Genomic DNA, 24,192 nt, shown 5'->3' with positions numbered 1-24,192 from the left:
CGGCTCAGGCCGCCTGCTCTCCTTCCGCCCCGCCGCGGTCCGAGCCGTAGAGCTTCAGGCCGTCCAGGTCCAGCACCCGCACCGCCCCATATTCCACGTTCAGCAGGCCGGCTTCCTCGAGCTTGCGCAGCGCCTGATTGGCGCGCTGACGCGAAACCCGGGCCAGATAGCCGACTTCTTCCTGCGTAATGGTCAGGCGCATGCCCATCCCGGGATACAGCAAAGGGTTGAAGAGCTCGGCCAGACAGCGGGCGACGCGCGCATCGGGGTCCAGCAGGCGGTCGTACTCCGCCTTGCCGATGAACTGCGCGACGCGCTCGTTCAATTGGTGGAGCAGATAGCGGTTGAAGGGAATACTGGTATCCAGCAACCAGTCGAAGGTCGTGCCGGGCAGGCGGGCCACGACCGAATCGCGCAGCGCAACGATGTCGTACTTGCGGACCTCGCGCTTGAGCAGCGACCCCTCGCCGATCCAGCCGCCGGCGGGCACGCCGGTCAGCGAAGCGACCTTGCCTTCGGAATTGCCGACCGACACCTTGACCAACCCCGCGAGTACGCCGATCCAAGCCTGTGCGAGTTCGCCTTTGCGCTCTATGATCGACCCGGCAACCACCTGCTGCACGGAAAGGTCCCGCTCCACGCGCGCTTGCTGTTCGGCGTTGAGCACGCGAAACCAGGCGGCGGCGAGTTGCAGGGAGTCGGATAGCTGCATCGGGAATACCCTAAAAGGTCCTTGAATGTCGCGATGGTGACAGTTGGTAGCAACCCAACCTTATACCTTAACTGCTGCCGTAAATCTAAAACCAACTGGTCAAGCTCGCCGACGCCACCGCCGTTTCATTACGGGCGCCAGGCGCGATGCGCCCAAACCGGAGGAGACAACGTGGCACATTCATCGCCCGCATCTGCACAGATGCCGGCGGCGCCGGACACCTTTCCGGCGCTGCTGCTCGCGCATGCCAACGTTCGCGGGTCGCGGCCCGCGATACGAGAGAAAGACCTGGGTATCTGGCAAACCCTGACCTGGTCCGAAGTGGCGGAGCACGTCCGTCACGTCGCGAACGGTCTCGCATCGCTTGGCATCCAGCCCGGCATGCACGTGGCCGTCATCGGTGAAAACCGTCCCCGCCTGTACATGGCCATGATGGCCGCGCAGTCGCTGGGCGCGATCCCCGTGCCGCTCTATCAGGATGCGGTCGCGCAGGAGATGGTTTACGTGCTGCAGGACGCGGAGGTCAGCGTCGCGGTCGTCGAAGACCAGGAACAGGTCGACAAGATGATCGAGGTGCGCGAGCAATGCCCCGCCCTCAAGCACGTCGTGTTCGACGATCCGCGCGGCCTGCGCCATTACGCCGACCCCATGCTGCTCTCTTATGAGCGCCTGGAAGAGCTGGGCCGCGAATTCGCCGCGCAACACCCTGATTTCTACGCGCGCGCCGTGGCCGCCGTGCAGCCGCACGATGCCGCGGCGATGTTCTACACGTCGGGCACGACGGGCAAGCCCAAGGGCGTGGTGCTGACCCACCATGCGCTGATCGACCGCGCGCGCGCCGTCTCCGACATGGAAAAGCTGACCGACCAGGAAGACGTGCTGGCGTACCTGCCGCCCGCGTGGATCGGCCAGAACATGTTCTCGTACACGCAGCTGCTGGTGACCGGATTCACGGTGAACCATCCCGAGTCGCCCGACACCGTGTCGATCGACATGCGCGACATCGGCCCCACCTATTATTTTGCGCCGCCGCGCGTGCTGGAAGGGCTGCTGACGCATGTGATGATCCGCATGGAGGACGCCGGCTGGCTCAAGCGCAAGCTGTTCGCCGCCTGCATGAAGCTCGCGCGCCGCGTGGGCGCGAAGATCCTGGACGGCGAATCCGTGAACGCCTGGGACCGCATGCGCTACGCGGTAGGCAACGTGCTGATCTATGGCCCGCTGCGCAACGCGCTGGGCATGAGCCGTGTGCGCGTGGCCTACACGGCCGGCGAGGCCATCGGCCCCGACCTCTTCGTCTTCTACCGCTCCATCGGCATCAACCTCAAGCAGCTGTACGGGTCCACCGAGACCTCGGTGTTCGTCTGCGTGCAGCCGGACGGCCACGTGCGCGACGACACGGTCGGCCCGCCCGTCGCGGGCGTGGAAATCCGCGTCGCCGACAACGGCGAGATCCTGGTCAAGAGCCCCGGCCTTTTCAAGGAGTACTACCGCAACCCGGACGCCACCGCCGAGGCGCGCAGCGCCGACGGCTGGTTCCACACGGGCGACGCGGGCTATCTGGACACCGACGGGCAACTGAAGATCATCGACCGCGCCAAGGACGTGGGCAAGCTCGCCAACGGCAGCCTGTTCGCGCCCAAGTACATCGAGAACAAGCTCAAGTTCTTCCAGCACATCAAGGAAGCGGTCGCGTTCGGCGCGGGGCGCGAAGACGTGTGCGCCTTCATCAACATCGACCTGGAAGCCGTGGGCAACTGGGCCGAGCGCCGCGGCCTGCCCTACGCCGGCTACACCGACCTGGCAGGCAAGGACGAGGTCTACCAGCTCATCGCGGAATGCGTGGAACAGGTCAACGCAGACCTGGCCACCGATCCCAAGCTGGCGGCGTCGCAGGTGAGCCGGTTCCTGATCCTGCACAAAGAGCTCGACCCCGACGACGACGAGCTGACCCGCACGCGCAAGGTGCGCCGCGCCTTCATCGCACAGAAGTACGGCGTGCTGATCGATGCGCTCTTTGGCGGCAAGCAGTCGCAGTTCATCGAGACCGAAGTGAAATTCGAAGACGGACGCACCGGCAAGATTGCAGCGGACCTGAAAATCCGCCCGGTCAAGACGTTTCCCGCCATCACCGCCCGAGCCGCGTAGAGACCATGAGCAACAACGACCGCGACCAGCGTATCGGCGATGTCATGCTGGACATGCAGAACATCTCCCTGTCCTTCGGCGGCGTCAAGGCGCTGACGGACATCTCCTTCAACGTGCGCGAACACGAAATCCGCGCCATCATCGGTCCCAACGGCGCCGGCAAGAGCTCCATGCTCAACGTCATCAACGGGGTCTACACGCCGCAGCAGGGCGGCATCCAGTTCCGGGGCGAGCGGTTTTCGAAGATGAACCCGCGGCGCGCCGCCGAAATGGGCATCGCGCGCACGTTCCAGAACCTGGCGCTCTTCAAGGGCATGAGCGTGCTGGACAACATCATGACGGGCCGCAACCTGCGCATGAAGAGCGGCCTGCTGGCGCAGGCGCTGCGCCTGGGACCGGCCGAGCGCGAGGAAATCCAGCACCGCGAGTTCGTCGAGAACATCATCGACTTCCTCGAGATCCAGGCCTACCGCAAGACGCCGGTCGGCCGCCTGCCCTACGGCCTGCAAAAGCGCGTCGACCTGGGCCGCGCGCTGGCGATGGAGCCGCGCCTGTTGCTGCTCGACGAGCCGATGGCCGGCATGAACATCGAAGAAAAGCAGGACATGAGCCGCTTCATCCTGGACGTGAACGACGAATTCGGCACCACCATCGTGCTGATCGAACACGACATGGGCGTGGTCATGGACATCTCCGACCGGGTGGTGGTGCTGGACTACGGCAAAAAGATCGGCGACGGCAAGCCGGACGAGGTCCGTGCCAACGAAGACGTGATCCGCGCCTACCTCGGCGTGTCGCATTAAGGCGGACAGACATGGGATTTTTTCTAGAGACCTTCCTCGGCGGCCTGATGAGCGGCATGCTGTACGCGCTGATCGGCCTGGGCTTTGTGCTGATCTTCAAGGCGTCCGGCGTCTTCAACTTCGCGCAGGGCGCAATGGTGCTGGTGGCCGCCCTGTCCATGGCGCGCTTCTCGGAATGGCTGCCGCAGTGGCTGGGCTTTGACAACATGATCCTGGCCAACGTGCTGGCGTTCATCGTCAGCGCCTTCGTGATGTTCCTGCTGGCGGTGGCGATCGAACGCTTCGTGCTGCGCCACCTGGTCAACCAGGAGGCCACCACGCTGCTGATGGCCACGCTGGGCATCAGCTACTTCCTGGACGGCCTGGGCCAGATCACGTTCGGCAGCTCGGTGTATTCCATCAATGTGGGCATGCCCAAGGATCCCCTGTTGGTCCTGGACTCGGTGTTCGAGGGCGGCCTGCTGATCAACCTGGAGGACCTGACGGCCGCCGTCATCGCGGCGCTCCTGGTGGCGACGCTCGCCCTGTTCTTCCAGTACACCTCCACCGGCCGCGCGCTGCGCGCCGTGGCCGACGACCACCAGGCCGCGCAGTCCATCGGCATTCCCCTGAACCGCATCTGGGTCATCGTCTGGAGCGTCGCGGGCCTGGTCGCCCTGGTGGCCGGGATCATCTGGGGCTCGAAGTTCGGCGTGCAGTTCACGCTGTCCACCGCTGCGCTGCGCGCGCTGCCGGTCGTCATCCTGGGCGGCCTGACGTCGGTGCCGGGCGCCATCCTGGGCGGCCTGATCATCGGCGTGGGGGAAAAGCTGTCCGAGGTCTATCTGGGGTCGCTCGTGGGAGGCGGCATCGAAATCTGGTTCGCCTACGTGCTGGCGCTGGTGTTCCTGCTGTTCCGTCCGCAAGGACTGTTCGGCGAGAAGATCATCGACCGCGTCTAAGCCCGCGGCTCACCAAGGATAAAACATGTTCTATCGCGAAAACGGCCAATTCAAGACCAGCTATCGCGCTGACCAGCAGATCTTCCCGATCCGCCAGGATCGCGTCTTCATCGGGTTGCTGATGGCGGTGGCGTTCATCGCCGTCCCGGCGCTGGCCAGCGACTACCTGCTGCGCGCCATCCTGATCCCGTTCCTGATCCTGGCGCTGGCCGCCGTGGGCCTGAATATCCTGGTCGGCTACTGCGGCCAGATCTCGCTGGGGACCGGCGCATTCATGGCGGTGGGCGCCTATGCCGCCTGGAACTTCGGCGTGCGCTTTCCGGGCATGCCGCTCGTCCTGCAGATCCTGCTGGGAGGATGCTTTGCCACCGTCGTCGGCGTGATCTTCGGCATACCCAGCCTGCGCATCCGCGGCCTGTACCTGGCGGTGGCGACGCTGGCCGCGCAATTCTTCGTGGATTGGGCGTTCCTGCGGATTCCGTTCTTTACCAACTACTCGTCCTCGGGCAGCGTGTCGGTGCCGCCGCTGACGGCCTTCGGGCTGCCGGTGCAGAGCGCCATGGAGAAGTACCTGTTCGTGCTGATCCTGGTGGTGGTCTTCAGCCTGCTGGCCAAGAACCTGGTGCGGGGCGCGATCGGCCGGCAATGGATGGCGATCCGCGACATGGACGTGGCCGCCTCGGTCATCGGCATCCGTCCCATGTACGCCAAGCTGACGGCATTCGCGGTCAGCTCGTTCATCGTCGGCGTGGCCGGGGCGTTGTGGGGCTACATCCACCTCGGTTCGTGGGAGCCGCTGGCATTCGACCTCGGGCGCTCGTTCCAGCTCCTGTTCATGGTCATCATCGGCGGCCTGGGCTCGATCATCGGCAGCTTCTTCGGCGCCGCGTTCATCGTGCTGATTCCCGTGGCCCTGTCGAACATTCCGCACATGCTGGGCCTGCCGCTGTCGGTGGACACCGCGGCCCACATCGAACATATGGTTTTTGGCGCGCTGATCGTGTTCTTCCTGATCGCCGAGCCGCACGGCCTGGCGCGCCTGTGGAGCATCGGCAAGGAAAAGCTGAGGATCTGGCCGTTCCCCCACTGATCGCGTTTCGTTTTGACTTCCGTGGATCCGTCGCGGCACGACCGCCCCGGATCTGCGTCCCGAATACCCGGCTCCAGACCGGGCCAATCCCGGTGTCCCAGGGTCTACTACCCAAGCACCACGCAGGAGGTAAATGGAGATGAAGCGTCTTAACCTGAAGTTGGCGGCAGCCCTGATGGCCGCAGCCGGCGCCGCAAGCGCCGTGGTCACGCCGGCGATGGCGGCCGAAGAGCAGTTCGTTCCGTTGCTGGTGTATCGCACGGGCTCGTTTGCGCCGCTGGGCATTCCCTGGGCCGACGGCAAGCTGGACTACCTGAAGCTCATCAACGAGCGCGATGGCGGCGTGAACGGCGTCAAGATCACGTACGAAGAATGCGAAACCTCCTACGCCACGGACCGCGGCGTGGAGTGCTACGAACGCCTGAAGGGCAAGGGCACTGGCGCGTCGGGCTTCGACACCCAGTCCACCGGCATCACCTTCGCGGTCAGCGACAAGGCGATCATCGACAAGGTGCCGGTCGAAACGATGGGCTACGGCCTGTCGCAGTCCGTGGACGGCAGCGTGTTCCAGTGGAACTTCCCGCTGCTGGGCACGTACTGGACCGCGGCCGACGTGATGATCCAGGACATCGCCAAGAAAGAAGGCGGCATGGACAAGCTCAAGGGCAAGAAGATCGCCCTGGTCTACCACGATTCGCCCTACGGCAAGGAGCCGATCCCGCTGCTGCAGAAGCGCGCGGCCAAGGAAGGCTTCGAACTGCTGCTGTACCCCGTGACCGCCCCCGGCGTGGAGCAAAAGTCCACCTGGCTGCAGATCCGCCAGGCCCGCCCGAACTACGTGCTGCTGTGGAGCGCCGGCATCATGACGCCCACCGCCATCCGCGAGGCGCAGGCCAGCGGCTATCCGCGCGACAAGATGTACGCGATCTGGTGGGCCGGCTCCGAAGGCGACGTCAAGGATCTGGGCGATGTCGCCAAGGGCTACAACGCCATCACGGTCCACAACAGCGGCGCCGACACCGACAAGGTCTACGACGATCTGAAGAAGTACGTATACGACAAGGGCCAGGGCTCGGACAAGACCGGCAACACCACGCTGGGCACCATTGCCCATACGCGCGGCATGATGATCTCGATGCTGCAGGTGGAAGCCATCCGCGCCGCGCAGGAGAAGTTCGGCAAGGGCAAGGCGTTGACGCCGGAACAGGTGCGCTGGGGCTTCGAGAACCTGGACCTGACCCAGGAAAAGCTCGACAAGCTGGGCTTTGGCCAGATCATGCGTCCGGTCAAGACCTCGTGCGCCAATCACATGGGCGACGACTGGGCGCGCATCGTGCAGTGGGACGGTTCCAAGTTCAAGGTCGTTTCCGACTGGTATCAGTCGGACAAGTCGATCCTGGACCCCATGGTCAAGGAATCGGCGGCCAAGTACGCCAAGGAAAAGAACATTACCCCCCGCAAGTGTGAGTGATGCCCCTGGAGCGCCCGTCGCGACAACGCGGCGGGCGCGCAACGCATGTTGATATGAACCGGCGGCCGCCTTGACGGCCGGCCGCCGCCACGCTGCAGGAATGTTTATGAACGACGCCAATATCGCCGCCGCCGACGCGCCCCAGGTGCTGCTCGATGTGAACGGCATCGAGGTGATCTACAACCACGTGATCCTGGTGCTCAAGGGGGTATCCCTGCAGGTGCCGGAAGGCCGCATCGTGGCGCTGCTGGGCGCGAACGGCGCAGGCAAGACCACCACGCTGCGCGCGATCTCGAACCTGCTCAAGGGCGAGCGCGGGGACGTCACCAAGGGCCACATCCAGTACCGCGGCCAGCGCATCGAAAGGTTGACGCCCGCCGAGCTGGTCAAGCGCGGCGTCGTGCAGGTGATGGAGGGCCGGCATTGCTTTGCCCACCTCACCATCGAGGAGAACCTGCTGACCGGGGCCTACACCCGCAGCATGAGCCGCGCCGACACCAGCGCGGCGCTGGAACGGGTCTATCAGTACTTCCCGCGCCTGAAGCAACGCCGCACCAGCCAATCCGGATACACCTCGGGCGGCGAGCAGCAGATGACCGCGATCGGACGCGCGCTGATGGCCAATCCCAACATGATCCTGCTGGACGAGCCGTCCATGGGCCTGGCGCCGCAGATCGTCGAAGAGATCTTCGAGATCGTGCGCGACCTGAACCAGCGCGAGCGCGTGAGCTTCCTGCTGGCGGAACAGAACACCAACATCGCGCTCCGGTACGCCGATTACGGCTACATCCTGGAAAACGGGCGCGTGATGATGGACGGCGCCGCTTCCGACCTGGCGCAAAACGAGGACGTCAAGGAGTTCTACCTGGGCATTTCCAGCGGGGAACGCAAGAGTTTCCGAGACAACAAGTTCTATCGCCGCCGCAAACGCTGGCTGGCCTGATTCCCGACGCGCGCAAGCCAGCGCTTGCCGCATGGCGCTGGCAACGGCGCCGCAAACCGGCACACGAGAAGGTGCGATCCCATGTCCGAGTTTTTCGATGACCTCGAAACCCGCGCGCCCGAGCAACGCGAGCGCGATCTGATGGCCGCCCTGCCTGGGGCGATTGCGCGGGCGGTCGCGCGCGCGCCGGCCATTGCCGAGCAACTGCGCGGCGTCGACCCCGCCATGATCACCTCGCGCGAGGCCCTGGCCCGGCTACCCGTGCTGCGCAAGCATGAACTGCTGGAGCGCCAGCAGCTCAGCCGCGACGACGCAAGCCGTGCCCCGGGCCCCGAAAAGGCCTTCGGCGGCTTTTCCGCCATCGGCTGGGGCCAGGCCATGCGCGTGTTCGCCTCACCCGGCCCGATCTACGAACCGGAAAGCGCGCGGTCGGATTACTGGCGCTTTGCCCGCGCCCTGTACGCCGCGGGCTTTCGCGCCGGCGAGCTGGCCTACAACTGCTTTTCCTACCACTTCACGCCGGCCGGCTCGATGATGGAAACCGCGGCCCATGCCGTGGGCTGCACGGTGTTCCCGGGAGGCACCGGCCAGACCGAACAGCAGGTGCGCGCGATCCAGGACCTGGCGCCTAGCGGCTATACCGGCACGCCGAGCTTCCTGAAGATCATCCTGGAAAAGTCGGACGAACTGGGCGTGAAGCTCGATTCGCTGCGCCGCGCGCTGGTTTCAGGCGAGGCCTTTCCGCCGTCGCTGCGCGACTGGCTGGCCGCGCGCGGGATCGACGGCTACCAGGCCTACGGCAGCGCCGACCTGGGCATGATCGCGTTCGAGACGCCGGCCCGCGAGGGCCTGGTGGTGGGCGAGGACATCATCGTGGAAATCGTGCGTCCGGGCACCGGCGAGCCCGTGCCCGAGGGCGAAGTCGGCGAAGTGGTCGTGACCACGCTGAACCCCGATTACCCGCTGGTGCGCTTCGGCACCGGCGACCTGTCCGCGGTCATGCCCGGCATCTCGCCCTGCGGACGCACCAACACGCGCATCCGGGGCTGGATGGGACGCGCCGACCAGACCACCAAGGTGCGCGGCATGTTCGTGCATCCGTCGCAAGTGGCCGACGTGGCGCGGCGGCACCCGGAGATCCTGCGGGCCCGGCTCGTCATCAGCGGCACCACCGGGTCGGACCGCATGGTGCTGAAGGTCGAAACGCGGGACCAGAGCGAGGCGCTGGCCCGGCGCATCGCCGACTCGGCGCGCGACGTGACCAAGCTGCGCGCCGACGTCGAATGGGTGGCCGAGGGCGGCCTGCCGAACGATGGCAAGGTCATCGACGACATCCGGACGTACGAGTAGCGGGGCTAGGCGCGAGGGGCGGCCGCGTCACTGGCGCGGCGCTGCACGCGCTCGATAACCGAGTAGATCAGCATGCCGGCGATCATGGCCGCCACGAAGACGGCGGCCTCGCCGATGCCCGCCGCCGCGGCGACCAGCGCCGGCCCCGGGCAGAAGCCCGCCACGCCCCAGCCCACGCCGAACGCCAGGCTGCCGCCGGCCAGGCGCCAATCGATCCGCGTGGCCTGCGGCCAGCGCAAGGGTTCGCCCGACAGGCTGTGCGTGCGCCGCCGCAGGAACGCGTAGCCGATGCTGGTCGCCAGCACGGCGCCGCCCATCACGAAGGCAAGCGTGGGATTCCACAGGCCGGCCAGGTCCAGAAAGCCCAGCACGCGCGCGGGATCGGCTAGCCCCGAGACGAGCAGGCCCAGACCAAAGACGAGACCGGCGGCGAAAGCGTAGAGCGCGGCCATGTCAGGCTCCCACGACGTGCCGCAGCACGTAGACCGTTGCAAAGCCCGCGGCCATGAAGATGGCCGTGGCGGCGATCGAGCGTCGCGATCCCCGCGACAGCCCGCACACGCCGTGTCCGCTGGTGCATCCGGAGCCGTAGCGGGTGCCCAGGCCGACCAACAGGCCCGCCACGATCAGGCGCGGCGTGCTGGCATCGACGGTGATGGCCGGCAGTTCGGAGAACGCGCGAAACAGCCAGGGCGCGGCGCACAGCCCCAACAGGAAGGCCAGCCGCCAGCTCCCGCCGCGCTCGGGCGTCAGCAACCCGCCCAGGATGCCGCTGATGCCGGCGATGCGTCCCGCGCCCAGCATCAGCAGCACCGCGCCGGCGCCGATGAGCAGGCCGCCGGCAGTGCCGGCGCCCGGGGTGAAGGCGGACCAGTCCACGTTCATTTGAGTGACTCCATGGCGCGCCCGCAGTACAAACTGGAGAGCGTCTTCATGACCTGGCTGACCTCGAAGCTGGCCATCTGGTAGTAGATGTACTTGCCCTCGCGACGCGTCGCGACCAGCCCTTCGTCGCGCAGCACGCCCAGCTGTTGCGAGAGGGTCGGCTGGCGGATGCCGGTCAACGATTCGAGCTCGCCCACATTGCGTTCGCTCTGGACCAATTGGCACAGCAGCAGCAGGCGGTCTTCATTGGCCAGGGCCTTGAGCAAGGCGCAAGCCTGGGTGGCGGATTCGCGCAGGGCGGCGAGTTCGCAGTCGGTAAGGGGGGCATTCATGATGGGCGGGGCGGTTGCTTTGATTAGCGAAAATGACCATATCATTATATTTTCAAATAAACTATATGCAAATATTATTTAATGTCGTAAATTGATCCTGCCGGGGCGCCCTTGCGCCCCGCTCAAGCCCCGCTCAGGCCCCGCGCCAGTCCCTCACGCGAAGACTCATGAACCCGCAGATCCAGGCATTTTTCGACTCCGTCACCGGCACCGTCACCTACGTCGTCCACGAACCCGGGCCCGGCGGCGCCTGCGCCATCATCGATTCGGTGCTCGACTACGATCCCAAGTCGGGCCGCAGCAGCACGGCCAATGCCGACCGCGTGGCCGACTACGTGCGCGAGCACGGGCTGCGGACCGTCTGGCTGCTGGAAACCCACGCCCACGCGGACCATCTATCCGCCGCCCCCTACCTGCAGCGGCAGCTGGGCGGCGTCATCGCCATCGGCCAGAGCATCCGGACCGTGCAGGGCGTCTTCAAGAAGATCCTGAACCTGGAACCCGAATTCCAGCTCGACGGATCGCAGTTCGGCCACCTGTTCGCCGACGGCGAGACATTCCAGATCGGCACGTTGACCGCCACCGCCATCCACGTGCCCGGACACACCCCGGCCGACATGGCCTACCTGATCGGCGACGCGGCGTTTGTCGGCGACACGCTCTTCATGCCGGACGTGGGCACGGCGCGCTGCGACTTTCCCGGCGGCGATGCGCACCTGCTGTACCGGTCGATCCGGCGCCTGTTGAGCCTGCCGGACGCCACGCGGCTGTTCATGTGCCACGACTATCCGCCGGAAAGCCGCGAGGTCGCCTGGGAAACCACCGTGGCCGAGCAGCGCCGCGCCAACATCCACGTGCGCGACGGCGTGAGCGAGGACGAGTTCGTCGCCATGCGCACCCGGCGCGACGCCACGCTGGGCATGCCCACGCTGATCCTGCCCGCGATCCAGGTCAACATCCGCGCGGGACATTTCCCGCCCGCCGAAGACAACGGCGTGAGATATCTCAAGATTCCCGTCAACGCGCTTTGAGCCGCGGCGCGGCGCACTTGCGCCGCGCAGCCATATCCCGCAAGATCGCCCGATCGCAGCAACCCGATCCGACGTATCCATGTTCGCCGAAGCCGAAGCCGACCCGACCCTATCAAAAGATGAATTCAACGCGCTCGAAGAACGGCTGCGGGTCGCGCTGGTCAACGCGCAATACGAACGGCTCAAGCAGGCCGACAAGACCCTGCTGGTCGTGGTGGCGGGGATCGACGGCGCGGGCAAGGGCGCCACGGTCAATCTGCTCAATGAATGGATGGACCCGCGCCACATCCGCACGCTGGCCTACGGCCCGCGCGAAGGCGACGAACTGGAGCGCCCACCGCTCTGGCGCTACTGGCGCGACCTGCCGCCCAAGGGCAGCACCGGCATCGTGTTCGGCTCCTGGTATGCGCCGCTGCTGATCGAAGCCGCGCGCAAAAAGCCCAATGCGGACGCCATCGAGGCGCACGCGGCCGCCATCATGCGCTTCGAGACCATGCTGGCCTCGGAGGGCGTGCAGATCGTCAAGCTGTGGTTTCATCTGTCGGCCAAGGCCCAGAAGGCGCGCGCGCAGCGCCTCTTGGCCAGTCCGGAGACCGCCTGGCAGGTCAGTCCGGTGGATCTCAAGGTCAACAAGAAATTCGACCGCATCCGGGCCGGCGCCCACGTGGTGCTCAATCACACCGACTGCGGCCATGCGCCCTGGGTGGTGATCCCCAGCGCGGACGAAAACCTGCGAACCGTGCGCACGGCCGAGGCGGTACTGCTTGCCATGCGCCGCCGGGGCGTGCCGCGCCTGCCGCCGGCCTTCGTGGCGCATTCCAGTTCCACCCGCATCGTCGACCGACTGGGCAAACTGGACTACGACGCCAAGGAAGACAAGGACGACTACGAGTCCGAACTCGGCCTGCTGCAGGGCCGGCTGGCCTGCGCCGCCCGGTCCGACAAGTTCCGCAATCGCTCGCTGATCCTGGTGTTCGAAGGCCAGGACGCCGCCGGCAAGGGCGGCGCGATCCGCCGCGTCACGCATGCGCTGGACGCCCGGCAGTTCGACATCACGCCGATCTCCGCGCCCACCACCGAGGAAATGGCCCGGCCCTATCTGTGGCGCTTCTGGCGCCGCCTACCCAGCCATGGCCGCATCGCCATCTTCGACCGCTCCTGGTATGGCCGCGTGCTGGTCGAGCGCGTCGAGAAGCTGATCCCGCCCGCCAAATGGCGCCGGGCGTACGCCGAGATCAATGACTTCGAAGAACAGCTTGCCGCCAGCGGCGCGCTGGTGCTGAAGTTCTGGTTGGCGATCACGCCCCAGGTGCAGCTCGAACGCTTCCGCGAGCGCGAGAAGTCGCCCTTCAAGAATTTCAAGATCACGCCTGACGACTGGCGCAACCGCGACAAATGGCGCGAATATGCGTCCGCCGCCAACGAGATGATGATGCGCACCGATGTGGCGCACGCGCCCTGGCATCTGGTGTCGGCCAACGACAAGCGGTACGCTCGCCTGCAAGTGCTGCGGCATATCGTCGAAGCCATGGAAAACCAACTCTGACCATCGCCAGGAGGCCTCGCGCCATGAGTACCGCCGAAATCCGTCCCATCGTCGCCGCAGACTTCGACGCATGGCTGCCGCTATGGAAGGGCTACCAGGACTTCTACCGCGTCAGCATCGACGACGCCGTGACCCGCAACACCTGGGCGCGCTTCCTGGACCCCGCCGAGCCCGTCCACGCCGCGCTGGCCTATGAAAGCGGCCGCGCCATCGGCATGGTGCACTGGATCTACCATCGCTCGACCTGGACCGCCGGCGATTACTGCTACCTGCAAGACCTCTACGTGGACCAGGACGCGCGCGGCACCGGCGCCGGCCGCAAGCTGATCGAACATGTCTATGCCGAGGCCGCAGCCGCCAACTGCGCGCGCGTGTACTGGCTGACGCACGAAACCAACGCCACCGCCATGCAGCTGTACGACCACATCGCCGACCGGTCCGGCTTCATCCAGTACCGCAAGGTGTTGGCTTGAGCGCGCGCGATCCCAACTGCCCGTTGTGCCAGGAAGACGGCGGCACGTTGCTGTGGCGCGGGCCGCACCTGCGCATCATCGAAGTCGATGACCCTGACTACCCGGGCTTCACCCGGGTCATCTGGAACGGCCACCTGCCCGAGATGACCAGCCTGTCCACGCACGGGCGCGACCTGCTGATGCGGGCGGTGTACGTGGTCGAGGAAACCCAGCAATCGATCCTGACGCCCGACAAGATCAACCTGGCTTCGCTGGGCAACATGGTGCCGCACCTGCATTGGCACGTGATCCCGCGCTGGCGCGGCGACCGGCATTTTCCCGACCCGATCTGGGCGGCGCCGCGCATCGCGCCAGGCACGGAGCCGGCAGCCTGGAAGGCCCGGCAGGCGCAGATCGCGGCGCAGTTGCCGCGTTATCGCGACCGCCTGGTCGAAGCCATGAACGCCCTGCTCTGGCATTGAGCCGCCGGGCGCGGCAAAGACCGCCGCGCCCCCGAAATCGCGTCAATTGCCCCCTGATTGCGCGAAATTCCCCGCAATAAGCATGAACATGCCGACCGTTCAGGTACCATTCAGGTTTCTGACAGCCAAGCCAAGCACCTAGTCCATGCAGCACACTCCCGCCACGCCCGGGGCGCCCCGTCCGCAGCCGCCCGCCTCCTTCCTCCTGGCCTTCCTGCGCTCCGAAGCGCTCGGCGGCTACGTACTGATGGCGGCCGCGCTGGCTGCCCTGGTGGTCGCCAACAGCGGCGTCGCGCCGGCGTACTTCGACCTGCTCGGCACCAAGGTCGGCTTTGAGGCCGGGCCGGTGGTGCTGAAAGAAACGGTGCTGCACTGGATCAATGACGGACTGATGGCCGTCTTTTTCCTGCTGGTGGGCCTGGAGATCAAGCGCGAGATGCTGGACGGGCAGTTGCGCGGCGCGGGCCGCATCGTCCTGCCCGGCGTGGCCGCCCTTGGCGGCATGGCGGTGCCGGCGCTGGTCTACCTGGCGGTCAACCTGGGCAGTCCCGGCACCCTGCGCGGATGGGCCATCCCCGCCGCGACGGACATCGCGTTCGCGCTGGGCATCCTGGCGCTGCTCGGCAGCCGCGTGCCAACGTCGCTCAAGATATTCCTCACCGCGCTGGCCATCCTGGACGACCTGGGCGCCATCGTCATCATTGCGCTTTTCTATACGTCACAGCTCAACCTGTTCGCGCTCGGCATGGCGGGCGCGCTGCTGGCCGGCCTGTTCGTCTTGAACCGCGCCGGCGTCCTGCGCCTGACGCCCTACCTGCTGCTGGGCGCGGTGCTCTGGTATTTCGTGCTGAAGTCCGGCGTGCACGCGACGCTGGCGGGCGTGGCGCTCGCGCTCGCGATTCCCCTGCGGCGGCAGCACCAGGGCGGAACCCGCGTCCCTTCGCCCCTGCACACACTGGAACATGCGCTGCACAAGCCCGTGGCCCTGTTGATCGTGCCGGTGTTCGGTTTTGCCAATGCGGGCGTCTCCTTTGCGGGCATGGGACTGGAAAGCCTGGCCGAGCCCGTGCCGCTGGGCGTGGCGCTCGGCCTCTTCCTGGGCAAGCAGCTCGGCGTGTTCGGCTTTGCCTGGCTTGCCATCAAGGCCGGCATCGCCGCCCTGCCGCGGCACGCCACCTATACCCAGCTCTACGGCGTGGCCCTGCTGTGCGGCATCGGCTTCACCATGAGCCTGTTCATCGGCGCCCTGGCCTTCACCGACGCCGCCACGGTCGACGCCACCAAGATCGGCGTGCTGACCGGGTCGCTGGCGTCCGCCCTGGTGGGATTCGCGGTGTTGCGCATCGCCCGTGCGCGAGATCAAGAATCGGACGCGCGCTGACTGCCTGGCGCGAGGGCTTGCAGTAGACTGGCTGCAACCTCGGCCGCAGGAGTCCGCATGAAATCGTCCCGCATCATCGTGCAGCGCGTCTATGAAGGCACCGGTCCGCAAGGACACTACCTTGCCCTGGTCGACCGCATGTGGCCGCGCGGGCTGCGGCGGGCGGACCTGGGCCTGGACGAGTGGGCCCGCGACATCGCCCCCAGCGCCGAACTATGCAAATGGTTCAGCCATGCCGAGGACCGCTGGGACGCGTTTCGCACCAAGTACCTGGCCGAACTGGCCGCGCCCGAACAGCAGGCGCGCATGGCGGCCCTGCTGGACGCGGCGGGCGATCGTCCCCTGACCCTGCTGTACGGCGCGCGCAATACCGAGCACAACCAGGCCATCGTGCTGCGCGACGCCCTGCTCGACTACGCTCGCGGCCACCGCGCGCGCGCCGCCTGAACGCCCTGAGGGGGCCGGCGCAGCTCGCTCGCGCGTTGTTTCCTCCCTGTTTCCTCCCTGTTTCCCCCCTTGTTACCCTTATGCCCCCGCCCACGGCGCGCACGGTGCGCGCCCCACGGCCACGCCTACGAGGAATTCCATGTCTTTCAGCTCCGACGCCTGGACCCGCAACGCCGCGCTCTATGAGAAGACCCGCGACATGCCGTTCAATCGCGAACTGGCCAGCGGCCAGCTCGACGAGGACGCGTTCAAGCACTACATGATCCAGGACGCGCACTATCTGGTGGCGTTTGGACGCGCCCTGGCCATCGCCGCCGCCAAAGCCGACGATGCCGATGGCGTGGTGCAGTTCGCCGAGGCGGCCAAGGGCGCGGTCGTGGCCGAACGCAGCCTGCACGCGGGGTTCATGAAGCAGTTCGGCATCGACGCGGCGACCTTCGAGGCCACGCCGCTCACGCCCGCCAGCCACCACTACACCAGCTTCCTGATCGCCACCGCCTTCAGCGCGCCCTACCCGGTCGCCCTGGCCGCCCTGCTGCCCTGCTTCTGGATCTACGCCGAGATCGGCCGCGACATCCATGCGCGCGCGGTGCGGCCCAATCCCTATGCGGCGTGGATCGACACCTATGCGGGCGACGAATTCCACGCGCTGGTGCGCGCCGTGATCGCCACCGTGGACCGCGTCGCGGAAGCGGCCGCGCCGCAGACCGTGCAGGCGATGCACCAGGCCTACACGCACGCGGCCCAGCTCGAATGGATGTTCTGGGATTCGGCGCACCGCCAGGCCGGCTGGCCGGTCTGACGCAGGGTTGATGTGGGCTGACATCGGCCGATATGGCCGAGATATCCGGGCAATGGGTGCGGTCGCCTGTGCCAAAATCGCGTCCATGCCGATCGACAACCGCCTCACGCCCAACGCCCTCGCCACCCAGATAGCGCAACTTCCCGCCGCCTGGCAGGCCGCGCTATCCGCCGACCCCGCCGTGGCCGCCGCGCTCGCCGCGGCCGCCGCGCACGTCGAAACGCGCCTCGCGCAGGGCGCGGTGGTGTACCCCGCCACGCCCTTCCGGGCCCTGCACGGCCTGGCGCCTTCGGACGTCCGTGTCGTGATCCTGGGACAAGACCCCTACCATGGCCCCGGCCAGGCGCAGGGATTGGCCTTCTCCGTGCCGGACGACTGCAAGCGCCCGCCGAGCCTGCGCAACATCTTCAACGAGATCGCGCGCGACTACCCGCAAGCCGGCGTCCCGGCCGGAAACGACCTGAGCGCCTGGGCAGACCAGGGAGTGCTGTTGCTCAATACCGCGCTGACGGTCGAGGACGGCCTGCCCGCGTCGCATGCCAGGCGCGGCTGGGAAACGGTGACGGACGCCTTGATCAAACACGTCGCGCTCGATACCTCGCCCAAGGTGTTCATGCTGTGGGGCGCGCACGCGCAGGCCAAGCGGCTGTTGCTTCCGCCCGACAGCGGCCACCTCGTGCTGATGGCCAATCACCCGTCCCCGCTGTCGGCCCGGCGGCCGCCCGTGCCCTTCCTGGGGTGCGGCCATTTCCGGACCACCAATGAATGGCTGCGGAACCAAGGGAAAAACCCTATTGATTGGGCATTGGACAAAAAAATAATTCCCCTGCAAGGCGAATTCGGGTTATGATCGCCGCACTGCACAAAACGAGTTCGGCATTTACCGCCTTGATTTAGCGGAATTTTTTGCAGTCCGCCGGGAAGTCCAAGACCCCGGCCCCATGCCGAACTATCATCGATTCCTGACCCCTTTCCTTTCGCCCTGCGTTCCAATCTGTACAAGAGAACGCGCCACGCGCATGGTTGATCCGGTCGGCACGATGCTCCATCAACCGTCGCCTGGATCCGGCCGCCTAATCCCCTGGCCCGACCAAGCACTGCGTCGCATTGATTGCGGCAAGGGAAAGTAATGTCTTTTGATACCCTGGGCCTCGCGCCCGCTCTGTTGTCGGCCGTTCAAGAAGCTGGCTTCGCCACCCCCACCCCCGTTCAGGCTGCCGCCATTCCGCAAGCGCTGGCCGGCCATGACCTGATGGTTTCCTCGCAGACCGGCAGCGGCAAGACCGCCGCCTTCATGCTGCCCGCGCTGCATCGCATTGCCCAGATGCCCGCCAACAAGGGCGTTGGCGTCCAGGTGCTGGTGCTGACCCCGACGCGCGAACTGGCCCTGCAGGTCACCGAAGCCACCGCCACCTACGGCCGCAAGCTGGCCGACCTGCGCACCGCCACCGTCGTGGGCGGCATGCCCTACGGCGCGCAACTGAAGGCGCTGTCGCGCCGCGTGGACGTGCTGGTCGCCACCCCCGGCCGCCTGATCGACCACCTGCAATCGGGCCGCGTCAAGCTCAACACCGTGCACACGCTGGTGCTGGACGAAGCCGACCGCATGCTGGACATGGGCTTCATCGAAGACATCGAAACCATCGTCGGCCGCCTGCCCGAAGACCGCCAGACGCTGCTGTTCTCGGCCACGCTGGACGGCACGATCGCCAAGCTGGCGGCGCGCATGATGCGCGATCCGCAGCGCATCGAGATGGCCGGCAGCAAGGAAAAGCACACCAACATCACGCAAAGCCTGCTGTACGCGGACGACGCCAGCCACAAGATGCAACTGCTGGATCACGTGCTGCGCGACGCCTCGCTGGACCAGGCCATCGTCTTCACGTCGACCAAGCGCGGCGCGGACGACCTGGCCGACCGCCTGGCCGACCAGGGCTTTGCCGCCGCCGCCCTGCACGGCGACATGAACCAGCGCCAACGCACCCGCACGCTGTCGCAACTGCAACGCGGCCAACTGCGCATCCTGGTGGCCACCGACGTGGCCGCCCGCGGCATCGACGTACAAGGCATCAGCCACGCCGTGAACTTCGACCTGCCGATGCAGGCTGAAGACTACGTGCACCGCATCGGCCGCACCGGCCGCGCCGGCCGCAACGGCCTGGCCTTCACGCTGGCCACGCACTCCGAGCGCCACAAGGTCCGCCGCATCGAGCACTACATCGGCCAGTCGATCACCCCTGAAGTGATTGCCGGCCTGGAGCCCAAGCGCACCCCGCGTCCGTCGACCGGCGCCGCGCCGCGTGGCGGCAAGCCCTTCGGCAAGCGTCCCGGCGGCTTCGGCGGCTCGCGCCATGGCGGCGGCTACCAGGGCAACCGCGACGGCGCGCCCCGCGAAGGCCGTTCGTTCGGCGGTCCGCGTGGCGAGTTCAAGCCGCGCGAAGGTGGCTACCAAGGCGACCGCCCGTTCGGCGACCGTCCCCAGCGTTCCTTCGGTGACCGTCCCAGCTTCGGCGATCGTCCCCAGCGCGAAGGCGGCTACCAGGGCAATCGTCCCTACGGCGACCGTCCCCAGCGTGAAGGCGGCTTCCGCGGCGGCGATCGCGATTCGCGTCCCAGCTTTGGCGACCGTCCCAGCTACGGCGACCGCCCGCAGCGCGATGCGCGCCCGTTCAGCGAGCGCGGCCCGCGTGAAGGCGGCTTCCGCGGCGGCGACCGCGATTCGCGTCCCAGCTTCGGCGATCGCCCCAGCTTCGGCGACCGTCCGCAACGCGAAGGCGGTTTTCGCGGCGGTGACCGTCCCGAAGGCGGCTTCCGTGCCAAGCCCTCGTTCGACAAGCGTCCCGGCGGTCCCGCCAAGCGCTTCGTCAAGTCGAACGATCGCCGCGGCTAAGCAGCCCGACTGATCCCAAGAGCCCGCGGCAAATGCCGCGGGCTTTTTTTTGGGAAAATGCCGTATTACCCACGCCTGAATTCCCCATGCAACGCCCTGCCCCCGCCAATCTGCCCTCGCTTTCCCCCGCCGCGCAGCAACACAGCGATGCCGCCGCCGCGCACCTGCGCGCCGCGATCGCGGCCAATGGCGGCTGGCTGCCGTTTGATCACTGGATGGCCGAAGCCCTGTATGCGCCCGGACTGGGTTACTACGCGGCGGGCAACGTCAAGCTGGCCGACGCGGACGATGGCGGTAAAACGCCCGCCGGCGACTTCGTGACCGCGCCGCAGCTCACGCCCCTGTTTGCGCGCACGCTGGCGCGGCAGGCGGCCGAGGTGCTGCGCCAGACCGGCACGCACGCCGTGCTGGAGTTCGGCGCCGGCACCGGCGCCCTCGCCGAGGGCGTATTACGCGAGCTGGATGCACTGGGCCTGGCGGACACGCGTTATCTGATCCTGGAAGTGTCGGCGGACCTGCGCGCCCGCCAGGCCGAACGGCTGGCGCCCTTTGGCGACCGGGTGCAATGGCTGGACGCCCTGCCCCGCGCGTTCTCGGGCTGCGTGCTGGCCAACGAAGTGCTGGACGCGATGCCGGTGTCGCTCTTTGCCTGGAGCGGCGCGGGCGACGTGCTGGAACGCGGCGTGGCCCTGGATGCCGACGGCGCCTTCATCTGGGAAGACCGCCCGGCGCCTGCGGCGCTGGCAGCCGCCGTCGCAGCGCGCATGCCGGCGCTGCCCGGCTACGTGTCGGAAATCAATCTGCAGGGCGAAGCCTGGATCTCGGCCATGGGCAGCTGGCTGGAGCGCGGCGCGGCCCTGCTGGTGGACTATGGGTTCCCACGCAGCGAGTACTACCATCCGCAACGCGCCGGCGGCACGTTGATGTGCCATCTGCGCCACCACGCGCACGGCGATCCCTTCACCGCGCCCGGCCTGCAGGACATCACCGCCCACGTGGATTTCACGGCGATGGCCGATGCCGCGCTCGCGGCCGGGCTGCAGGTGCTGGGCTACACGTCCCAGGCGCGCTTTCTCATGAATGCCGGCCTGATGGAGCTGCTGGCCGGCCTGGACCCGTCGGATGCGCAGGCCTACGCGCAAGCGGTCGCGCCCGTGCAGAAGCTGCTGTCCGAAGCCGAGATGGGCGAGTTGTTCAAGGTGCTGGCGGTCGGGCGCGGCATGACCGCGCCCCTGTCGGGCTTCTCGCGCGGCGACCGGCTGGGCAAGCTGTAAGCCGGGCGCCGGGCGGGCTGGCGACGCGCCCGCCGGGGAAAACCCGCCTCAGCCCGCCTGCAACCGCGCCAGCCGCGCCTGGCGCACGCTTTCCTTGATGCGCGCCGGCTCGCCGGCGCAGGACTTGGCGATGGCGCAGGCATCCACGCCGCGCACCGCCGCCACCCGCGACTCCCAGGCGGGCTTGTCCACCGGCCGCAAGATCGCGGCGGCATCCAGCAGATCGAAAAAGCGGCCGGGCTTGCGCAAGGCATCGGCGCGCTCCATCAGCGCCAGCTGCGCGTCGGCGCCATCCGGCCCCGTCGGCATGCCGTCCAAGGCGTCCAGCGCGCCGAGCACTTCCGGCAGCAGGCGCGCATAGTCATTGCATTCGGTGGGCACGCGCATGCGCCGGCCCAGGGCCTCGCGCTCGGGCGTCAGCCTGCACATCAGGGCGTAGCGGCTTGCCAGCGGCAGGCCCAGTCCGGCGGCGCGATCCAGCTGCGGGCCGACCTCGTCGGCGCCGCGCAGTTCCGGCATCACGCGCGCCAGCGCGCCGGATGCCTGCAATACGTCCAGCATGCGCGACGGCGCATCGGCCATCAGGCCGCGCGACAGCTCCTTCCAGACCCGTTCGGCCACCAGCGCGTCGGCCTCGCCGGCCTGCACCATGCGGCGGCACAGTTCCATCGTTTCGGGCGCCACGCTGAAGTCGGCAAAGCGCGCGGCGAAGCGGCCCAGGCGCAGGATGCGCACGGGGTCTTCCTCGAAGGCGTCGCCCACATGGCGAAAGATGCGGGCGCGCAGGTCGTCCGCGCCGCCCAGCGGATCCACGAGGTCGCCATCCTCGGTCTGCGCAATGGCGTTGACCGTCAGGTCGCGCCGGCGCAGGTCGTCTTCGAGCGTGACGTCCGCGCCCGTGTAGAAGGTGAAGCCCTTGTAGCCGCGCCCCGACTTGCGCTCGGTGCGCGCCAGGGCGTATTCCTCTTTCGTGCGGGGGTGCAGGAAGACGGGGAAATCGCCGCCGACCGGGATGAAGCCGCGGCGCGTCATGTCTTCGGGCGTGGCGCCCACCACGACCCAGTCGTGGTCGCCGGGGGACAGGCCGAGCAGCGCATCGCGCACCGCCCCGCCCACGACATAGGCGCGCAGGCCCTCGGTGGCCGGGTCCCTGGTCATCGCGCGGCGGCGGTTTCGGTGCCCACCGGCACGACGTTGCCCAGGCGTTCCTTCAGCGATTGGGGTTGTCCACTGAACATCGCCGCGTAATACGTGGCGTTGGACATCACGTTCTTCACGTAGATGCGCGTTTCGGTGAAGGGGATGGTCTCGGCGAAGATGGCGCCTTCGACAGGATGCGAGAAGGTCGAGCGCCAGTTGCGCGGCCGGCCCGGGCCGGCGTTGTAACCCGCGCTGGCCAGCATCTGCGACCCGTTCAGGTCGCGCAACACGATGTTCAGGTAGTTGGTGCCCAGTTCGGTGTTGGTGTCGAAGTCGTTGACGCTCGCGGGCGTGAAATCGCTCATGCCGATCTTGCCGGCGACCCACTTGGCCGTGGCCGGCATGAGCTGCATCAGGCCGGAGGCGCCCACATGCGAGCGCGCATTCATGATGAAGCGCGATTCCTGGCGGATAAGCCCATAGACCCACGCCGGATCGAGGGCGATGGCATTGGCCTTGGCCGTCACCCGTCCCTCGAAGGGCGCGATGAAGCGCTGACTGAAGTCGAACTCTTTCTCGGTGCGGTCCGAGGTGTTGACCACGCGGTCATAGATGTTCTCGGCGCGGGCCAGTTCGGCCGCCGCCATGAGCTGGCGGTCGTTCATGCCGCGCAGCGAGTAGTTCCATTCCGGCACCGCCTCGGCGCGCCAGCCCAGGCGGAACAGCAGGACGGCCCGCTGCAGGCCCGGATTGGCGCGCGCCTCGGCGATCTCTTGGTCGCTGATGGGCGCGGGGCGCGGGGGCACGTCGATGCGGCGGCCCAGCTCTTCGGCCGCGAGCTGGCCGTAGAAGTCGAAACGGTCGGCGATGCTGGCGTAGGCGGCCTGCGCCTTGTCCTTGTGCCCCAGCGCGGCCTGGCCGCGCGCCTTCCAGTACACCCAGGCCGTCTCCGCCTGTTGCGAGGGCGGCATTTCGTCGATGGATTCGACGACCCACTTCCAGTCGATCTTGGGCTGGCGCAAGGCGGCGCGCACCTTCCAGGCCGCGTTGTATTCCGTCATGCGGATGTGGCCGGCCTCGCGGTACCAGTCGTTTGCCCGGCTGTCCAGATCGAGCGCGGCAGCCAGCGCATATTGGCCGCGCACCCAGGCCAGGTTGGACTTGGACATGGACTTGGCCCACTCGCGGCGCAGGTAGGAATCGGCCACGCCGACGTCCGAACGCGCCAGGCGGGCCAGCGCGATGGTGACCAGTTCCTTTTCGTTGCGGCCCACTGGCATGCGGTCCTGGCGGGTCAGCCACTTCATGGGGTCCTTCATGAGGACATCGTAGGTCTTCACGTCGCGCGGCTCGAACATGTACTGCACGAACTTGCGCGCGTCCGTGGTCTTGTTGGCCTCGATGGCGTCACGCAGTTGCGGTTCGAGCTGCTCCCAGCCCAGGATGCCGTCCGCCACGAGCTGGTCGTACAGCGCCCAGCAGGCGCTGCCCGGCGCGAACACGGCCATGGCCTGCTCGGCGGTGGCGCGCTGGCCGGTCATGTGCTTGCCGTCCAGGATGGCGCATTCGATCTGCGAATTGCTGTTCTTGACGGGCGCGAGCTTGCGCACGGTTTCGAAGTCGCCGCTGCGGGCGGCGGCCAGCAGCCAGTCGCCGCGCAGGCGGTCAGCCAGATAGGCGTCGCCGTTGCTGCTGATGAACGTCTGCAGGGCTGCGGTGGGACGGCCGGTGGCGGGCGGGCTCCAGAGCTGATAGCGCAGCAGCCAGTATTCGGGGTACATGCCCAGCGGATCGCCCTTGGCCTGCGGCACGAGCGCGCCCAGCACGGACCATTGCTTGCGATTCATGGCCTCGCGGGCGGCCACGACAGCGGCCAGCGCGGGCGTTTCCGCCGTGGGGGGCAGGCCCGCCAGCACCGCGGGGGGCACGGCGATCATGGGCTGGGCCGCCTGCGGAGCGGGCTGGGGCTGGGTATTGATGGCGGCGCTGCGTTGCTGCGCATCGACCGGGGCACAGGCGGCGGTAAAGAGCGCCAGCAGGGGCAGCCAGCGGCGCAGGCTCGCACGGGCGTC

The 24,192-nt window shown here is 67.4% G+C and carries 23 protein-coding genes; 17 read left to right on the top strand and 6 right to left on the bottom strand.

All coding sequences use genetic code 11. The features are described from left to right. Positions 1 to 4: 4 nt before the first annotated feature. Positions 5 to 712: a Crp/Fnr family transcriptional regulator gene (locus tag BXA00_RS10795; RefSeq protein WP_076518495.1), complete on the bottom strand. Its 708-nt coding sequence runs from the start codon at positions 710 to 712 to the stop codon at positions 5 to 7. A 171-nt stretch (positions 713 to 883) separates the two neighbouring features. On the opposite strand from BXA00_RS10795, the gene BXA00_RS10790 reads away from it, so the two are divergent. The 7 genes from BXA00_RS10790 to BXA00_RS10760 all read left to right on the top strand — a co-directional run bounded on the left by BXA00_RS10790 (position 884) and on the right by BXA00_RS10760 (position 9,458). Continuing rightward, positions 884 to 2,860: a long-chain fatty acid--CoA ligase gene (locus tag BXA00_RS10790; RefSeq protein WP_076518494.1), complete on the top strand. Its 1,977-nt coding sequence runs from the start codon at positions 884 to 886 to the stop codon at positions 2,858 to 2,860. 5 nt (positions 2,861 to 2,865) lie between these two features. After that, positions 2,866 to 3,663, top strand: coding sequence for an ABC transporter ATP-binding protein (locus tag BXA00_RS10785; RefSeq protein WP_076518493.1), 798 nt, complete (start codon positions 2,866 to 2,868; stop codon positions 3,661 to 3,663). Positions 3,664 to 3,674: 11 nt separating this feature from the next. Next, entirely contained in the window at positions 3,675 to 4,604 is a 930-nt protein-coding gene (locus BXA00_RS10780; RefSeq protein WP_076518492.1) for a branched-chain amino acid ABC transporter permease, read from the top strand. A 25-nt stretch (positions 4,605 to 4,629) separates the two neighbouring features. Continuing rightward, positions 4,630 to 5,694 (top strand): branched-chain amino acid ABC transporter permease, encoded by a 1,065-nt coding sequence (locus tag BXA00_RS10775; protein ID WP_076518491.1) that lies wholly within the window; start codon positions 4,630 to 4,632, stop codon positions 5,692 to 5,694. 133 nt (positions 5,695 to 5,827) lie between these two features. After that, a complete protein-coding gene (locus BXA00_RS10770) occupies positions 5,828 to 7,165 on the top strand; it encodes an ABC transporter substrate-binding protein (RefSeq protein ID WP_083714239.1) in 1,338 nt (445 codons plus the stop codon). Between the two features lie 106 nt (positions 7,166 to 7,271). Next, positions 7,272 to 8,108 (top strand): ABC transporter ATP-binding protein, encoded by an 837-nt coding sequence (locus BXA00_RS10765; RefSeq protein WP_076518490.1) that lies wholly within the window; start codon positions 7,272 to 7,274, stop codon positions 8,106 to 8,108. Between the two features lie 81 nt (positions 8,109 to 8,189). After that, complete coding sequence (locus BXA00_RS10760) at positions 8,190 to 9,458, top strand: phenylacetate--CoA ligase family protein (RefSeq protein ID WP_076518489.1); 1,269 nt, start codon at positions 8,190 to 8,192, stop codon at positions 9,456 to 9,458. 5 nt (positions 9,459 to 9,463) lie between these two features. Here BXA00_RS10760 and BXA00_RS10755 read toward each other — a convergent pair whose 3' ends face one another. Genes BXA00_RS10755 through BXA00_RS10745 form a run of 3 tightly spaced genes read right to left on the bottom strand, consistent with a single transcriptional unit; the run spans position 9,464 to position 10,675 of the window. Next, positions 9,464 to 9,910: a DUF6691 family protein gene (locus tag BXA00_RS10755; RefSeq protein WP_076518488.1), complete on the bottom strand. Its 447-nt coding sequence runs from the start codon at positions 9,908 to 9,910 to the stop codon at positions 9,464 to 9,466. Between the two features lies 1 nt (position 9,911). Further along, complete coding sequence (locus tag BXA00_RS10750) at positions 9,912 to 10,343, bottom strand: YeeE/YedE family protein (RefSeq protein ID WP_076518487.1); 432 nt, start codon at positions 10,341 to 10,343, stop codon at positions 9,912 to 9,914. Continuing rightward, on the bottom strand, positions 10,340 to 10,675 hold the full coding sequence (locus tag BXA00_RS10745) for a helix-turn-helix transcriptional regulator (RefSeq protein ID WP_076521899.1): 336 nt from the start codon (positions 10,673 to 10,675) through the stop codon (positions 10,340 to 10,342). The genes BXA00_RS10750 and BXA00_RS10745 overlap by 4 nt, the downstream gene beginning before the upstream one ends. Before the next feature lie 167 nt (positions 10,676 to 10,842). On the opposite strand from BXA00_RS10745, the gene BXA00_RS10740 reads away from it, so the two are divergent. The 10 genes from BXA00_RS10740 (at position 10,843) to BXA00_RS10695 (ending at position 20,980) form a co-directional block, all read left to right on the top strand. After that, entirely contained in the window at positions 10,843 to 11,706 is an 864-nt protein-coding gene (locus BXA00_RS10740; RefSeq protein ID WP_076518486.1) for an MBL fold metallo-hydrolase, read from the top strand. Positions 11,707 to 11,785: 79 nt separating this feature from the next. Further along, positions 11,786 to 13,252: a polyphosphate:AMP phosphotransferase gene (gene pap, locus BXA00_RS10735; RefSeq protein WP_076518485.1), complete on the top strand. Its 1,467-nt coding sequence runs from the start codon at positions 11,786 to 11,788 to the stop codon at positions 13,250 to 13,252. A gap of 23 nt (positions 13,253 to 13,275) precedes the next feature. Further along, positions 13,276 to 13,725: a GNAT family N-acetyltransferase gene (locus tag BXA00_RS10730; protein ID WP_076518484.1), complete on the top strand. Its 450-nt coding sequence runs from the start codon at positions 13,276 to 13,278 to the stop codon at positions 13,723 to 13,725. Then, positions 13,722 to 14,186, top strand: coding sequence for an HIT family protein (locus BXA00_RS10725; protein WP_076518483.1), 465 nt, complete (start codon positions 13,722 to 13,724; stop codon positions 14,184 to 14,186). The genes BXA00_RS10730 and BXA00_RS10725 overlap by 4 nt, the downstream gene beginning before the upstream one ends. Positions 14,187 to 14,331: 145 nt before the next feature. Then, positions 14,332 to 15,567: a Na+/H+ antiporter NhaA gene (gene nhaA / locus BXA00_RS10720; protein WP_076518482.1), complete on the top strand. Its 1,236-nt coding sequence runs from the start codon at positions 14,332 to 14,334 to the stop codon at positions 15,565 to 15,567. A gap of 57 nt (positions 15,568 to 15,624) precedes the next feature. Next, a complete protein-coding gene (locus tag BXA00_RS10715) occupies positions 15,625 to 16,014 on the top strand; it encodes a DUF488 domain-containing protein (RefSeq protein ID WP_076518481.1) in 390 nt (129 codons plus the stop codon). Positions 16,015 to 16,153: 139 nt separating this feature from the next. Further along, the gene (gene tenA / locus BXA00_RS10710) at positions 16,154 to 16,816 is read left to right on the top strand and encodes a thiaminase II (RefSeq protein WP_076518480.1); all 663 of its coding nucleotides are present in this window, start codon (positions 16,154 to 16,156) and stop codon (positions 16,814 to 16,816) included. An 85-nt stretch (positions 16,817 to 16,901) separates the two neighbouring features. Then, the gene (locus tag BXA00_RS10705; protein ID WP_076521898.1) at positions 16,902 to 17,666 is read left to right on the top strand and encodes a uracil-DNA glycosylase; all 765 of its coding nucleotides are present in this window, start codon (positions 16,902 to 16,904) and stop codon (positions 17,664 to 17,666) included. A gap of 279 nt (positions 17,667 to 17,945) precedes the next feature. Then, a complete protein-coding gene (locus BXA00_RS10700) occupies positions 17,946 to 19,706 on the top strand; it encodes a DEAD/DEAH box helicase (RefSeq protein ID WP_076518479.1) in 1,761 nt (586 codons plus the stop codon). 86 nt (positions 19,707 to 19,792) lie between these two features. Further along, positions 19,793 to 20,980, top strand: a complete 1,188-nt coding sequence (locus tag BXA00_RS10695) for a class I SAM-dependent methyltransferase (RefSeq protein WP_076518478.1) — start codon at positions 19,793 to 19,795, stop codon at positions 20,978 to 20,980. A 48-nt stretch (positions 20,981 to 21,028) separates the two neighbouring features. Here BXA00_RS10695 and BXA00_RS10690 read toward each other — a convergent pair whose 3' ends face one another. Both BXA00_RS10690 and BXA00_RS10685 read right to left on the bottom strand, forming a co-directional pair. Further along, a complete protein-coding gene (locus BXA00_RS10690) occupies positions 21,029 to 22,138 on the bottom strand; it encodes a CCA tRNA nucleotidyltransferase (RefSeq protein ID WP_076518477.1) in 1,110 nt (369 codons plus the stop codon). Next, the gene (locus BXA00_RS10685) at positions 22,135 to 24,177 is read right to left on the bottom strand and encodes a lytic transglycosylase domain-containing protein (protein WP_076521897.1); all 2,043 of its coding nucleotides are present in this window, start codon (positions 24,175 to 24,177) and stop codon (positions 22,135 to 22,137) included. The genes BXA00_RS10690 and BXA00_RS10685 overlap by 4 nt, the downstream gene beginning before the upstream one ends. Positions 24,178 to 24,192 lie beyond the last annotated feature (15 nt).

The sequence above is a fragment of the Achromobacter sp. MFA1 R4 genome (assembly GCF_900156745.1).
Classification (GTDB): domain Bacteria; phylum Pseudomonadota; class Gammaproteobacteria; order Burkholderiales; family Burkholderiaceae_B; genus Achromobacter.
The sequence above is the reverse complement of the archived record's forward strand: the minus strand, read 5'-3'. Positions and strand labels throughout refer to the sequence as shown.